The sequence below is a fragment of the Thalassorhabdus alkalitolerans genome, assembly GCF_042656525.1.
GTDB lineage: Bacteria > Bacillota > Bacilli > Bacillales > Marinococcaceae > Thalassorhabdus > Thalassorhabdus alkalitolerans.
Genome location: NZ_JBHSOZ010000016.1, coordinates 1 through 14664 on the forward strand (window position 1 = coordinate 1; position 14664 = coordinate 14664).

Below are 14664 nucleotides of genomic sequence, written 5' to 3' on the forward strand. Positions count from 1 at the left end.
AAAAAAAAAGATTGGGATATTATACGAAACTCATTTCAAGAACTTGGCTATGAAATTCACTTTCGAATATTAGATGCAGCCGATTACGGAGTGCCTCAACATAGAGAACGACTAATAATGGTAGGTGTAAAAAACAATTATGTTGATTTTAAATTTCCACGACCTATTTATGGACCAGACAGTTTATCTAAACAATCTTACGTAACGGCAGGAGACGCAATAAAAGACATAGACGATCCCAATGAAGAAGTTCCTGAATATGGCGGTAAATACGGTAAGCTAATTGAAGAAGTGCCACCTGGCATGAACTATCTACACTTTACAGAAAAAATGGGACACCCAGAACCTAAATTTGCCTGGCGCTCTCGATTTTCAAATTTCCTATATAAAGCTGATCCATCAAATCCTATAAAGACATTAGTAGCCAGTCAAGGACGCTATGGGGGTCCCTTTCACTGGAAAGGAAGAAAGTTTAGTATTAATGAACTAAAAAGGTTACAATCTTTTCCTGATGCTTATCATATTGAAGGAAGTTGGAACCACGCATCAAAACAAATAGGAAACTCTGTGCCACCTAAGCTTGCTGAAGCAATTGCCCAATCTATAATGCACCAATTATTTGACAGTAATAAATTTAAAAATATCGACTTGTTAAATAAAGATGATCATTTGTCATTTGATAAACGAAAAGGTGAAAAAGCTAAAAGAACTAGAAAAAAAACAAAGGAAAATGCTGGTGTCGAACAATTAAATCTATTTAACATGAATGATGTAAGTGATCCATTTGATAATGTTAAACATAGCTTTAATTTAGAATGGTATTACTCTACTGTTAGGAAGCAAACAAACCAATATCTTCAAAGTAATTATGGCCATTTCAATGTCATTGGAACCCTAAATAATGGAATATACGAATTACAAGTAAAGAAAAATAAGTCACAAGATGTTTCACTCATATTAAATCTCGATTTTCACAAGCCCATAGCTAAGAAATTTGTAAAAATCAAATGTACTCTTTCCTCAGATACTCTTTGGGATGTACCTATTGCTTGGGATGCAATCAATTATGCAATAAAAGAAACTACTTCCTATGATAGTATAGAGCCTTTATATGGCCATTTCACAGAACCTTACCCAATGTTTGACCTAAGTATTGAGACAAATGGTATTTATGAGAAAGATATGGCTGAATTCTTACAAAAGATAAGTAATTTTAGTAATTTAAAGAAACTGCATCCAGTAAATGAAATCAGAAAAATATTTGGAACTAACAATCATTTAGATGTAATAAAAAAACTACTCATGCATGGATTCGATATACGTGTACATCAGACTAATAAAACAATTCCTCTCGACTTTTATAAATGCTGTTACCCTTTTACAACTAGTTTGGACTCCTTAAAATTTATTAAATGGATTGATATTGAAAACCAAAGAAAAGTTAATTAACTGATATTTACTTATGGAGGGAAAAACATGCCTTTAACTGTCAAAGACAAAAAACAAATAGAGGAATCATTACAAAAAATTTTAGACAAAGTACAAACAGAGGAATCAGTTGATTTACCTGAAGGGGTGAAGAGAGCAGTTCAAAGTTTCAGTGAAAAAGTCGATACTGCTACAACTGCTTTTACAAATATAGTTACATGTCTGATTGCTAATATAACTGATCAAGATATTGACCCAAGGTATCATCGTAAGCCAGGAGAAGGAGAAGGAATGCCTTCTCCACCAAGTGGTAAAGAGAATTGGTTTTCTGGAAGATCAATAAGTGAGAGGATTATATACCCATGGTTAAACGCCAACAATTATAGAACTGCTAAATCAGGTTGGCAAACACGCACTTTTGAAAGGCCGCGTCCTTACTCTTTAAGCTATCCAGAAAATATAGACTATGTAAAAGGTGAGTTTCTTTTAATTTTAGATGAAATAGCTAACGGTAAAGTATTGGCTGAAGATGTACTGATCTATTTTCTGAAATTAGAAGAAAAAGAAAAAGAAAAACGAGACCAAACCATCATAAATATTGCGAAATTTCGTTCTGAGGGTGATAAATTAATTCAAGATGTTATTAATGCATTTGAAGAACATTTCACGTTAAAAGATAGTGCGAGATTGCCTGTGTTAGCAATGTACGCTACATATCAAACAGTTGTTAGTGACATTAAAAAATACGATGGATTTAACCTAGCAGATTTATCAAGTCATGAAGCAGCAGACTCACGAACCGGCTCACTTGGGGATATAGAAATTTTAGACGAAGGTGAAGATATAATAATAGAAGCTATAGAAATAAAACATCAAATTCCAATAGATGAAGTAATAGCCCTTAAAGCAAAAGAGAAAATAGAGAAATCAAATGTAAGTAGATATTATATTCTTACCACTCACCACTCCTGCAACGACGTTGATGCTGAAGTGGAAAGAGTAATAAAAACGATTTATAAAGAACATGGTTGTCAACTTATTATTAATGGTGTAGTACCTACTATGAAATATTACTTAAGGCTAGCAAGCAAACCCGAAGAAATTATAGAACATTACTCTAAGCTGCTTGTTGCAGATAGGAGAATAAAAACACACCATTTAGAAGAGTGGGATAAAATAATTCGAAATCTATAATTCTAAAAATACTATAGTTCAGAGATTTTTTGATACCAATATTTTAATAACCTTGTCCTATCATCTTTCTATCAACAAAAAAAGTAAATAACAGGGCTGCCATAAAGGACGTGAATCATGACCTTTATGGCAGCCTTTTTTTAATTCGACAAGAAAAAAAGGGGAAATCGTCTCCTTCATAGGCGATTTCTTTTTATGTTGGAGTAGCTGTAGAATAAGCTCAATAGGAGATGAAGGTAAAATCTAAAAATAAACAATTTATGATAATAACGTATAGCAAATAACAGCCTTCTTTAGGCTGTTATTTTAGTAGATTTTTTTCCACTCTTAAGGGAAGGTGTATAAAACTCTAAAAATATGACCATACCAGTACTAACTTCAAAGTTTGGGAGAGTGAACGGGTATGGCAAGTAATAAATGTAGAAGTTGCGGTAAAAGTACACGTGATCGAAAAAGTAATAATCGTCATGGTCTTTGTCATTGTTGTTATAAGATAGAGAAAAAGTGGGTTAAAGAAGGGTTTACTTATTTAAGAAAACAGGCAAGGTAATTTACTCATAAATGACTTGTTGTGTCCCTCCCGTGTTTACCACGATAGGTTTGATCAGAAAACGCTCATTCTTATTGTAATGATATTGGGCCTGTTCGATAAAAGACGGACTATTAAGAGTGGTAAGCAGTATGGTATCCACCATTTCAGACTTTGTCATTCCGCAGCTCGTGGCAAGCAACTGTAATTTATGGTCGGTATCATTTTGAATGGAAACAGAAAATCGGCAACAACGTTTCTTTCCATGACTTCTGGTTTTTGCCGATTCACTTTTAGGTGTACTTTTTATAAAACTAGTCATAAAACTCCCTCCAAAGTTAGGTGTAGTGGTGCAGTGGTTCTAAAGTATATGTGTTTTTCAAAGCGCTCATGCCTCCTTTTTAAAACTGTATTGGTAAGAAATGGCCTTTTATCTTAATACGGACAATCATAAATGTTCGTCTTTTTTGTGTGTCAGGAAAACAATTTTTCATGGCGTGAAGGGGAATTACTTAAATTTTGAAAAATTTTTTATTTTACATAGAGTGGTAAAACCACTCTCCTTTCTACCTTATAAGACCATAAGCTCAACAAAAATTAGTATAAATCACATTCGAAAAGTGGTTCACTCGTGATGTGGTGAAGGGGTGTAGGGAAGGAGAGGGAGGTCATTTAATAAGATGTTCGGTTCATATGTATAGTATTGGATGACCAATATACATATCTTTATCGTCATCCAATGTAAAAGGTATTCTTCGTGTTTTAAAGATTTTTTGGATAAATAAAACTCGAATAGTACCTTAAGGAAAGAGATGGTGGATCTTTTTAAAATAGGTTGAACGAAAACTAAGGGAGCTTAACAGCTCTCTTTTTTTATATAGTAAACTGTTTTTAATAAAAAAACGACTGTGGACATACGTTTACATTTCTATTTTCGTCCCTTAACCTGGTGAAAATCTACAGTAAAAGTCCTTATCCTTAAGACCTGAAAGTGATTCACTGTTCTTTTCTACACTGGTACAAGAGCAGGAGGGGAGAAGGATCATGACATGTACTGTTCTCCCATCTATCACAAAACACTAGTTAGTGTAAAGAGACAAACACTATATAGTGTTTACACTATATTGGTATCCAGCCCACCTCTTTCCTCCTGTGTAACTTTCTCTATCCCAGATTTCCGTGACAAAAGTTGAAGACAATACTTCTTGAAATACATTATATATAGTATGTGAAATTTTTATCGCCAGACCAGCTACCTGAAGTTCCTATGAATACTACTACATACGTATGAAAAGAAAAGAGAAGGTTTACTTTGTCTTCTCTTTTCTTCTTGTCCTAACATACATGGGTTTGTGCTGCATGGTTTCAATATGGTCTCTCATCTTTTCTAAATAGGAATCTGTTAAGCGTTGCGGAATATAAACCATTCTCTCTCTGAGAAGGTTTTCGACAACGAACATTTTCTTGGTCCAGTATTGATAATCTGTTCCTTGGTCTTCTTCTTGATCCTGGTACTCAGGGTTTCCCGTTTTTCTCGCCCGGTAAAAATGAGTCATTAATTTGTAAGCAGTAGCCCTTTCTTTACGGATCAGTTTTAACAGCATCATTAGCTCAAACGAAGTCATATTCTTTAATTCGGGTGTGGTTTTTTCTGCATCTTCCCTAAAGACAAAATCGCGAACCAAAACCTTCTCTCGTTGATGATCCGTTTGCACTTTTTCCTTTGGTATCGTCATCACACAAAATTCGCAATAAAAGTTTTGATCTAAACGGCTGCCACAATACGGACACGTATCTTTCATGTTCAGAACCACCTTTTATATTGTTTTTCTCTTTCGCACGGTGTGCGGTGGATGCAATCGTAACGCACAAGATGTACAATAAATTTTTTCCGGAGATGTGACTTCATTGATCCGTATTCTCTGTTTATTCTCATCGTGTAATCGTGCGAAACACTCCCAGCAAACCGGCTGACCATTTATAAAATGAAGGATTGTCATGATCATGATCTCCTTTCTGTTTGGCAAAAAAGGGCCAAGTGAAAAAATTCATAGCATTTCAGCTTGCCAGATTGAATGGGTGGGAGGTGGGAAAAGACGATGACTATTCATCTTCCACCTTTTCTATTTTCGTACACCTTCGGATTGATGGTATATTCAATAATTGTGTACACTTCGGTTTGAGAACGAGCATAAAAAGGCTCTGAAAAATAACTCGGCTCTAGCTCCCATCTTTCACTGCCTGCAGGCTTATAAAGCAACGCAACTTCCATGTAGTTGTCTTCATACGTTACCAGGCTAATCGCAAGGTCTTTTTCCCCTTTGATTGGAATAATGGTTTGTTTCACCTGTCATCCTCCTTGTAAGGAAAAGGATGGGGCTTTTAAGCCCCCACCGATTCCCTTCGCTTGTCCTTCCTTTCTTCCAACTGGGTTAAAATGGTTTGGCTTGTTTTGATAATGTCTGTTCCAATTTTCTTCATAATATGAGGGTCTTTGCTCCAACTGGCAATATAGCCAAAACTATATTCCCCAGTATCTATGCCGTAATGGTGTAAGACTACATAGGCCACGCCTTCAGCTTGGGCTTCTTTAATCCGGTGTTCTTCTTGTTCAAATGTGGCCCCTTGTCCATGTAAAAGATGATGGGCATATTCATGGACTAAGGTTTTCACTTCCTGATTGTGGCTTAAATCATGATCGAGAGCAATGTATTTGTCGATGATATGATAGTATCCATTGGCGGGTTTTGTATCCTCATGATAAATAGGAATGTCGATGAGGTTTTCCAGATCACTGTATAATTCCTTTGTCACGTCCTTTTCTCCTTCCAGTGTTTTGACCGGAGGCTCTGGCAACGGCTCTCCTTCTGTTTGCTGGACATCAAAAACATTGACGTACCGAAAACCATATATAATTGATTTTTCTTCATCTGTTTCTTTGTCTTTTTTCTTGGTGATTAAGGGCGCTAAGATTTTAATGGCCTTGGAGCCTTTTTTCGGGTATCGTCCGAGTTTTTTCCACTCATGATACCCTTTCACAAGCGTTGCTGTGGGCATTTGACTAAAAATGAGCACGGTATTGTTAAACGAATACTGTCTAAAGTTTGAGAGAAACGCTAGATACTCTTTCATTTGTTCAGATGCAAAGATCTCCTGAATGCCTTTTTCTAGCTTCTTTTCAATGCCTTTCATCACTTCCTCTTTTGTCTTTTTCATTTGTGTTTCATCCTTTCTTTTTTCTTTGTTTGGCTCGGCAGGGAAGTGTACTTCCCAAAAGGGAGCTTTTTTTCTTTTGTTGCGTAGCAGTTAGCGTGACCTTTAACCAAAACGACAAGGGAACCAACCAATTCGTCATGCTTCAAAACTTTTTTGTTTGTGCAGCGTTTTTGCAAAAAAGTTTTGAAGCTCCCTTGCGTTATGGTTGTTTTAGTTGCCAAAAAACGTAGGAAAGAGCGAAGCGCAAACTTTGCCACGTTTAGGGGCTTATCTGAAACAGGGAACGCTAGACTGCCGGAGCCAAAAGAAAAAAGCATAAAAAAAGAAGCTGGCAATGGCCAGCTTTCTAATTGGAGGGGAAAATAAAAGGCGGTCTTCTTTTCGGCCACACTCTTTTTAAATTTCTATGTTCCACCCTAAGAATGGGACTCGTTCTCTCGTAAAAAATAGTCAGGAACATACGGAATGTTAGCGTAGCCTTACAGACCGTTGATATCAACTATTTTAGAGGGAAGCGAGACTGTTATCAGCATGTAAGAAAGCTCACTTCGCTTTCTTACATGCTGATAGGACTAGAAGCGATTGTATTCTTATCCATCGTAAAAATCATAATCATACTAAACCATATGATTGTCAATGAAGTTTTCCGACCCATGGTTTATTTATTTGTGCTCTAATAAGATCAACCTTAAAGGTATTGAATAGCTATACAAAGATGAACTAGTCTGTATCTGATATTATTGATTTGTACAACAAGGAAACACAAAAATTTTTAGAGAAGGAAAAAGTAATCCTATTATCTAATGATAAGTTATTGAGCACTTTAGATGGAAGGATAGATAGCAGTAAAAAAGAGACTGAGTAAAGAGGAGTAAATAAAGTCCAACCCTTTCATAATTTTTAGGTTTGGGAGTTGAGGAGGGAAAGAATGGAGTTAAATATAGGAATTATTGATAGTGACCAGGCAAATGAATTTCTAAGGAGTTTGTGGGCAGAGATAGCAACAGAATTTGGGAGTTGTGGATGGTCTTATATGCCTTACAAAGATATCCAAGGAAAAAGAATTCATTTTGGGGTTATGGCAGCTGGACAACATGCCTTAGCAGTAAGTATCTCTTATAAAGATAGAGGTTCTATTATAAATCTATATTTTGATTACCCTGATACTAAAAAGTCTTTGGAATTAGACTCTCCTTTAGGGCAACAACTAAAGAGGGTTGTAAGAAAGGCAAGAAGAAATATGGGTAATTATCAAAAGTATCTTGTTACAGAGCAAATTAAATCATATTTTCCCTTATCATTTTATGAAACAAAATTCTTTAAATCAGGATTATTATCTGAAGAAGTAACTGAAATTTCATTTCCTGTTTGGGCTTATGATAATAATCAATGTAATGGGTTAGCAGTACAAAAATTAAATCAAATTATGGACTTTTTAGCTGTTGAGACCAATGTACCTTTTTGGAAAAACCCAGAGAAAATGAAAATACATGCAAAGAGTACTGCTGTATTAAAAACAGAGCAATATCAAGATGATGACTTTATCAGTGAATACTCTCTTCAAAATGATTGCTTGGTTATCTCCAAGAAAGGTAAGGCATTTTTAGATTTTATGATAAACAACAATGATATTAATGAAGATTTAAACAAATTCTTAAATGCTTGCTATCATTTCCATACAGCAAGAAAATATGATGCACAAATATTTGATTATAAAGGGTATAAACATACACTATCAGAGGATGAATCAAGGCTAGAAGTAGATATTTATACAAAAAACAAGGATTTAGAAACTGCATTTAGGTTAGGTAATTCACACACTGAAATAGCATCAACTTTATACATGTCAGCTTTAGAAGTTGTTACTTTAATTGGTTTTAAGGAAGATAAATGTGATTCATGTGGTCAAACTAAATTTTCTATTATGCGCAGGGTAAAAGAATTGGCATCAAAATATCTAAATCCAGTAGCAGCTGATTCCCTAAGTGATTACTATAATAAGAGGTCTGAATACTTACACAAAGGTTCTATATTAACTAATCCCACCCCATCATTCTCATCTGTTCCCTTATTAGATAAGGATGATAACACAGGGACAAATTTCCCTGTAAAAGTCATGGTTGATCATTTAAGGGAGGATACAAGTTATATTCTAAGAAATTTTTATAAAGAGCATTTTGCAAATATTCTTTCCTAACAGGTGGTTAACATGAATAAAGATAGTTTTGCTTTATGGTTAGAAATCCATGCTAATCTAAAACCCTACTCTATTAACCTAGTACTCTTTTCAGTTAGTAATAAATGATATAGAATGAAAAAATATGGAAATTTTAAGGAGGCATACAATGTCATTAAATAAAAAGCTCATTCCTGATGGCTTTAAGTACTATATAACATGCAAAGATAATAATGAGCAAAAATATTACCGCTATGATCATGCTCCATCATGGGAACATCCAAATGGGGAAACAGAAGACACTACAACATTTTCAGAAATAAGTAAAAAATTTGAGCAGGAAGTTTTAAAAGATAGGGAATCAAACACAGAAGTTCCTATGCAAACTGGTCCTCAGGCAGAGCAAGTTAAAGTTAATCCACAAGACATTGATCTTACAACAGTAGTTATTGAAAGCTACGATCCTAACAGGATTTTTGGCTACTTTGAATAGTATTATTTTAGATTAATCTTAACACCTTCAGGGAGTAGAGTCATACTTTACTCCTTTTTGAGTCCTAAGATGGTTACCGGGAGATAATAAATAAATGTCCTTCCACTTTAAAAACAGGAAACAAAATTTGCCATATGACTTTGTTTATTATGTGTGATAGAGATAGAAATAACTATTAGATGAAAAAGAGAGGGATAAGTTTAATTACCAAAAACATAGCTTCCTTTAAACCATCCAACAACCTACGGGTTTACTCAATTTATAACTTAGAAGAAGGGGTTATACAAGTTTGTGAAAGAGAAGGTAATGAATTTAAACATAAGCCTTTGCACGAATTTTCACAAGAAGAAAAGGAGAAGGTTAGATCAGCCTTGCATGTACATAATGATAAACATTTAATACTAAGTAACCTATTCAAATCTTGGAATACAAAGCGTTAAACAAACATACAGCGAAAGGTTTGGAGAAACCAACTCACAACCAGAACCGGCAGAAGAACCAGAGTTATCAAAACCTTCTCCTTCTACTACAGATACTTACACACCTCTCCCAGCGACAAACAGTGATGATGAATGCAAGGAATACAAAGCATTGGATCTTAACCCAGATGAAATAGAAGAGGATCTGGAAGATATGTTGAAAGAAGGCTTAGGGTTACCGGAATAATTTTAGAGGTAAAACTTTCAAAATAACCTTTGAAAGTTTTTTTGTTGTCTTTAGGATGGAAGGGAGACAAAGGGAATTGTACTCTTTGTTTGTTAAAATAAAGTACAATAGCAAAGTAAAACAGCAAGGGGAGAGGTAGATAATAATGGAGAATCTAATATTGTTGGGGGCTGCTGCGTTCGGGGCGTTTATTTACATGTTCATAGACAAAACTCTTCTACCACTTATAGTAAAATTGATAAGCCAATGGCAAAAGTTTAAAGGAGACAAAGCACTACAAGAAGAACAGTTTCAGTTTGAAATGCATCAAGAAGCTAGGAGAAATAACTTTGAAATCAATTTGCATTTGGAACGGAGACTTAGGGAAGAAATTTTCCCAACTCTTTATGAGAAATTCTTAATAGCTTCATCTTTTGCTTATCACAATAAAATAAATGTTACTGAAAGAAAAATGAAAGAGAATATGCATAGAAGTTTTTGGGAGGCAAAGAATTATTGGGTTACTATAGAGGTTTTTATAAAAAATGACAATGACCTACGCGATTTAATAAATAATATGGTGAAAAACCTTGCCGATAACTACCAACAATGGGCATTACCAAGAAATATACGTAATACTGCGAAAATGACTAGTTTGGAAAAAGACAATGAAAAGCAAGTAGAGAACCTATTAAAATTGCTTCAAGAGAGAATTTATAAAGAGTATAACCAAGTGAACTCAACTCCTAAGAAGGAGAACGAGTAGTTTTAACTTTGGAAATAATCATTCAATTCGCGTTATCAATGTAGTATCGAAATAGTACCATGCTATGATGGTTCCAAAAAAGATCCAAGTCATCCCCAGTTTAGAACATAGAAAAAAATATTCATAACCCTTGGGGATTCGACCGAACACTATTTACTGTTACAGACTATCAACAAATCAAGTTAGACACACGTTTGTCTGCAGCGAAAAAACTGCCTTTGCATTGACAAAGGCAGTTTTTTTATCCATATTACACTATAGCACTATTTAGTAAAAACAATATATAGTTTTTATCTTTTCGTTTTTAGGTTATTTCCCTTTGGTTTATATGGCTTAACGGATTGAATGGGCTGCTTAGGATTTTTCCGTTTGGCAATGATTTCTCCACTTTGAGTGACAAACGGATAAAACGCTTCTAAGGATAAGTGAACATTCTCGGTGTACACTGTTTGCTGTAAATGATCAATATAGAGTTTTTCTTTCGTAATCCCAGGGAAGGAGGTTACATGCTCCATTGAGCTGATCTTCTTTATAAGTGGGTATTCTTTCTGATCGCTTTGAATATCGCAAGGAAATTTTTCCTTGATTTCTCGTTGAAGAGTTGAATTCATTAACTGGTGTAAAAACTCTTTTTTATTTGGTAAATGCTGAATGAGAGAAACATAATCACCTGTATCGTTAGCTACCTCTGCTGGAGTATGCTCCTTGACCAGGTCTTGAACCAATCCTACGGTTTCCTCCTCAGAAGCATATAAAGCAAAGATCGTGAGTCTGTCAGCGATATCTTGCAACAAAGCCGACTCATTTTGTAAAGGGGCGGTGACTTCTTGTGTAAAATTAATCATAACCATCTCCTTTTGTTTACAGATCTACTTCTTCAGCCTTCCTGTTTTGTATTTTGAGAACTTCGTCCTGTGCTTGTCCCTTTCTTTTTTCAGTCCCTTGATCCTTGTTAATCTCTTGAGAATCCTGTCTATCGACTTCCGTAAGATAATTTTCAAAGTCTTGATAAATATCTTTGTTCTCTTGAAAAAAACTCTCTACTATATCCAGTTTTCTATCCAGCTCATTGTTTTCTTTCTGCAATCCCTTTACTTGTCGCTGCAATAAATGAATCTGATTAATATCTTTTTTAGAAAGAACTGTGTTGTTTTCACCTTTCTCTATATCCTCAATAGGCTTTTCCAACTTTCTTTCATCGCCCCATTTCTTCTTTCGAAATTCCTTTTCCATTTCAATCACCCTTTCTTTGTCGTTTTTATCTTGCTAATCCTTTAGCCATAAGTAATCTTGTTGTCGTACGTCCTGCGTTTCCCATGGCGTTCATAGTAGCTCTCCCTGAACCGGTGGCGTACCACATCGAACGAGTAACTGAGGGACCCCGAATGATTAATACACAAAACCCGATAAGCAAGGCAAAATTCCACCAGGTCAGCTCTCCCATAGCCAAGATTTCCGTTACCCCAACCATCAACATAATTTGCACGATAATAGATAAGACTTGAGACAATACTTCTCTCCACCACACACTGGCATAATTATTCTCATCGGCTGCAACCGACACGGCTGCCCATACACTAAGGATAGTCAATAAAATTAAGTCTGCGTGGTAGACACAAACTTTGACAATAAAGGCGATCATGGCTATTGCTATAAAACCTACTAATACAAGCAACATAAACCCATTGAGAACCTGACCAACTGGTCCTGATGTTAAAACGCTCGTGACAGATTCAGCAGTGTGGGAACCAATTTCACCAAACATCCAGTATGCTAATGGATACACAACCTGACCCACTAGCCACATCAACATAAAGGGGAGTATGATAACTAAGAAAGAAGCTAAGAAAGCTCTATAAACCACCTGAGTTATTCCAACCTCTACTGGCAGGCCATTAGCGCTAGCATGAGTGATATGTTGAACTACTTTAAATAAAATTATTAAAAGGAGAACAATAGATCCAAATCCTAGAAATACTTGATACGCTTCTTGAAAAAAACCTGTTAATCCTTCATGGCTAAACAGTAGCTCTGTGATCATTTGAAATGCAGAGGATAAAATATCATCAAATAGTTCTCGAAAAAACTCTTCTACCCGTTCAGACAAATTAAACACGGAATAATCCTCCCAATGTTTTAATTATTAATCTTCCATTCTCCGTTTTCTTGTATCATATCTACCATGTAGGAATGCTGTTGACCTATAGATCGTTCAGGGGAATCTAAATAATAAACAACTGTTTCTGTATCTTCATCTACTTCATCTACTTCAATAGAAAAATCGTTACGGAAGACCGTTTTTCTTTCAAAAGGATCATTTTCTAAAAAGAATGTAGCGCCTTCGTTATAATGACTATGTCCTGTTTCTTCAATGGTTTTAATAACTTTTTCATGAAAAGAATCTGTAAAATATTCAGCTAAATGTTCATTAGTTGCCACGATAACCGGTTCAATATCTCCCTGTTCTTCTGCCAGAGTTTCTTGGCTTTCAAACGTATTTAGAAATTCCTCTAACTGTGCTTGGCTTTGTTCAATGGCTTCTTCCTCGTCAAATGCGTTTTCGTCGTTACAAGCAACCAAAAACAACAATGAACTTGGAAGAAGCAATAATCTTTTCTTCATGATTGACTCTCCTTTGTTTTCATTCATTCTGCTTTTTTCTTAAAGAAAGCTTGAGCTTGGCTAAAGTTCTCGCCTGAATTAGCTGTTGTTTGTGGTTCCTGCAGTGTTTTCTGAGGCGGCAATTCACCAGGTTCCTTCGCCTCTCTTTCACTTTCTGCAGCTTGTCTTCGTTTCTCTTCTTGCTTTTTAAGAAATTCTTCTACTTTGATCTTATAATTCTGCTTCCTTTCATCGGTGGTTGTTTTTTGATAATCGGCTTGTGATATATCAAATAAGTCTGTAGCTTCGGGAAAAAGGGTAAACTGGAAAGCTTTTTTGGCAATCACAGGATGTTTTCCGGCAATGACCACAATACTTTCGTTCTTTCCCATTGTTAAAATCTCATCTAAGTTCATAAGATTTCTCCCGGTATAACTAAAGCTTTCCGATGCAGAACCCGTTTCTCTTCGTCCAGTATTCCTAGAGGTGGACCCTGTTTCCACTTTGACAGTGGCTTTTCCCATCTGTTCAAGAAAGTACTTTGCACTCGTTTCATTGACGTTGCCAAGGCAAATTTTCACGGCACAATTTCCGAGAATACTCTCAGCCTTTTCTCTTCCGTAAATCGCCTGTAATTGCGTCAGGTTTTGAACAATGGTTGCCACTCCAATGCCATATCCCCGGCAGGTAGCTAAAAATTTTTCATAATCATCAAATCGTCCTAAATTCGGAAACTCATCAAGAATGAAAAAAACAGGCTGTGGCAACTTCGCTTTATTGTTTGCGCCTAGTTTATAAAGTTCATTAAACATTTGGTTAAAAAAGAGATTGATCAACCCCTCCCACGTGCTATCCATCACGGGAATAATGACGTACAGCGCGATCTTTCGCTTGCCAATGTCACTCAAATGAAAATCCGAGAAGTTAGTAAAGGCTGCCACTTCCTCATCAACAAAATCAGATATGGTGGTAAGGAGAGAAATGATAATGCTAGAACGTGTCTTTTCCACTGATTTTTTAAATCCCAGTTCATACGCTTTTCTGGCCGGATGTGTTTTCTCTAGCATTAAAAATTGTTGATCAAGTTCTGAAGTGCCTGATTGATCGACTTCGGGATCAAACTCCTGTAAGAACTGCAGGACACCGGACATATTCCGTTCTTCAGGCGGCTTTTCATGATTCACATACAAGATTAAGGCTTTGAGCAGACTTAATTGAGAGTTGTACCATATATCTTTTCGTTTAGGATCATTCTTTGAAGCGACAACCGTATTAGCCACGGTGTTTGCTTCAACATCTTTTTTCACATAGTCAAAGGGGTTATAACGATCACTGGCTTCCATGTTGGAGAAGTTCACCACATGGACTTCGTAACCCTGGGCTTTTTTTATTCCTGCCGTCATTTCATAGACCTCACCTTTAGGGTCTGTACATGCTATCGAGCACTCTCTCTCATTAATCATATTGGTAACAACATAGCTTTGGGTTTTATAGCTTCCAGGACCCCCAACAATAAAATGATTTCGATTGGGGGCCTGGCTGTTGGTCGGCTGAATGATCAATTCATGTTTCATTTCACCTAGAATGATGCCGTTGGTTTTCATCTTAGCTCCCAT

Annotated in this window: 14 protein-coding genes; 5 read left to right on the forward strand and 9 right to left on the reverse strand. The window is 35.9% G+C overall.

Annotation, left to right across the window (positions count from 1 at the left end; all coding sequences use genetic code 11):
* On the forward strand, window positions 1-1449 hold a 1449-nt coding region (locus ACFPU1_RS16485), incomplete at its 5' end, for a DNA cytosine methyltransferase (protein WP_385943051.1).
* 27 nt (window positions 1450-1476) lie between these two features.
* Window positions 1477-2622, forward strand: a complete 1146-nt coding sequence (locus ACFPU1_RS16490; RefSeq protein ID WP_385943053.1) for a hypothetical protein — start codon at window positions 1477-1479, stop codon at window positions 2620-2622.
* A 551-nt stretch (window positions 2623-3173) separates the two neighbouring features.
* Here the strand turns inward: ACFPU1_RS16490 and ACFPU1_RS16495 are convergent.
* From ACFPU1_RS16495 to ACFPU1_RS16510, 4 genes are all read right to left on the reverse strand, one after another.
* Complete coding sequence (locus ACFPU1_RS16495; protein ID WP_385943055.1) at window positions 3174-3473, reverse strand: hypothetical protein; 300 nt, start codon at window positions 3471-3473, stop codon at window positions 3174-3176.
* Between the two features lie 985 nt (window positions 3474-4458).
* Window positions 4459-4953, reverse strand: a complete 495-nt coding sequence (locus tag ACFPU1_RS16500) for a hypothetical protein (protein ID WP_385943056.1) — start codon at window positions 4951-4953, stop codon at window positions 4459-4461.
* 305 nt (window positions 4954-5258) lie between these two features.
* Window positions 5259-5498, reverse strand: a complete 240-nt coding sequence (locus tag ACFPU1_RS16505; protein ID WP_385943057.1) for a hypothetical protein — start codon at window positions 5496-5498, stop codon at window positions 5259-5261.
* Window positions 5499-5533: 35 nt separating this feature from the next.
* The gene (locus tag ACFPU1_RS16510; RefSeq protein WP_385943059.1) at window positions 5534-6367 is read right to left on the reverse strand and encodes an ArdC-like ssDNA-binding domain-containing protein; all 834 of its coding nucleotides are present in this window, start codon (window positions 6365-6367) and stop codon (window positions 5534-5536) included.
* A 928-nt stretch (window positions 6368-7295) separates the two neighbouring features.
* On the opposite strand from ACFPU1_RS16510, the gene ACFPU1_RS16515 reads away from it, so the two are divergent.
* From ACFPU1_RS16515 to ACFPU1_RS16525, 3 genes are all read left to right on the forward strand, one after another.
* Window positions 7296-8564: a hypothetical protein gene (locus ACFPU1_RS16515; protein ID WP_385943060.1), complete on the forward strand. Its 1269-nt coding sequence runs from the start codon at window positions 7296-7298 to the stop codon at window positions 8562-8564.
* A gap of 148 nt (window positions 8565-8712) precedes the next feature.
* Complete coding sequence (locus ACFPU1_RS16520) at window positions 8713-9036, forward strand: hypothetical protein (protein ID WP_385943061.1); 324 nt, start codon at window positions 8713-8715, stop codon at window positions 9034-9036.
* 811 nt (window positions 9037-9847) lie between these two features.
* Entirely contained in the window at window positions 9848-10447 is a 600-nt protein-coding gene (locus ACFPU1_RS16525) for a hypothetical protein (protein WP_385943063.1), read from the forward strand.
* 290 nt (window positions 10448-10737) lie between these two features.
* Here the strand turns inward: ACFPU1_RS16525 and ACFPU1_RS16530 are convergent, their stop codons facing one another.
* From ACFPU1_RS16530 to ACFPU1_RS16550, 5 genes are read right to left on the reverse strand one after another with little or no spacing between them, the layout of a single operon-like run.
* Window positions 10738-11292: a hypothetical protein gene (locus tag ACFPU1_RS16530; protein WP_385943065.1), complete on the reverse strand. Its 555-nt coding sequence runs from the start codon at window positions 11290-11292 to the stop codon at window positions 10738-10740.
* A gap of 16 nt (window positions 11293-11308) precedes the next feature.
* Window positions 11309-11680 (reverse strand): hypothetical protein, encoded by a 372-nt coding sequence (locus ACFPU1_RS16535; RefSeq protein WP_385943067.1) that lies wholly within the window; start codon window positions 11678-11680, stop codon window positions 11309-11311.
* A gap of 25 nt (window positions 11681-11705) precedes the next feature.
* Window positions 11706-12563 carry a conjugal transfer protein TrbL family protein gene (locus ACFPU1_RS16540; protein WP_385943069.1) on the reverse strand — a complete coding sequence of 286 codons (858 nt, stop codon included), beginning with the start codon at window positions 12561-12563 and terminating at the stop codon, window positions 11706-11708.
* 20 nt (window positions 12564-12583) lie between these two features.
* Entirely contained in the window at window positions 12584-13069 is a 486-nt protein-coding gene (locus ACFPU1_RS16545; protein WP_385943070.1) for a hypothetical protein, read from the reverse strand.
* Between the two features lie 23 nt (window positions 13070-13092).
* Window positions 13093-14664 (reverse strand): VirD4-like conjugal transfer protein, CD1115 family, encoded by a 1572-nt coding sequence (locus ACFPU1_RS16550; protein WP_385943071.1) that lies wholly within the window; start codon window positions 14662-14664, stop codon window positions 13093-13095.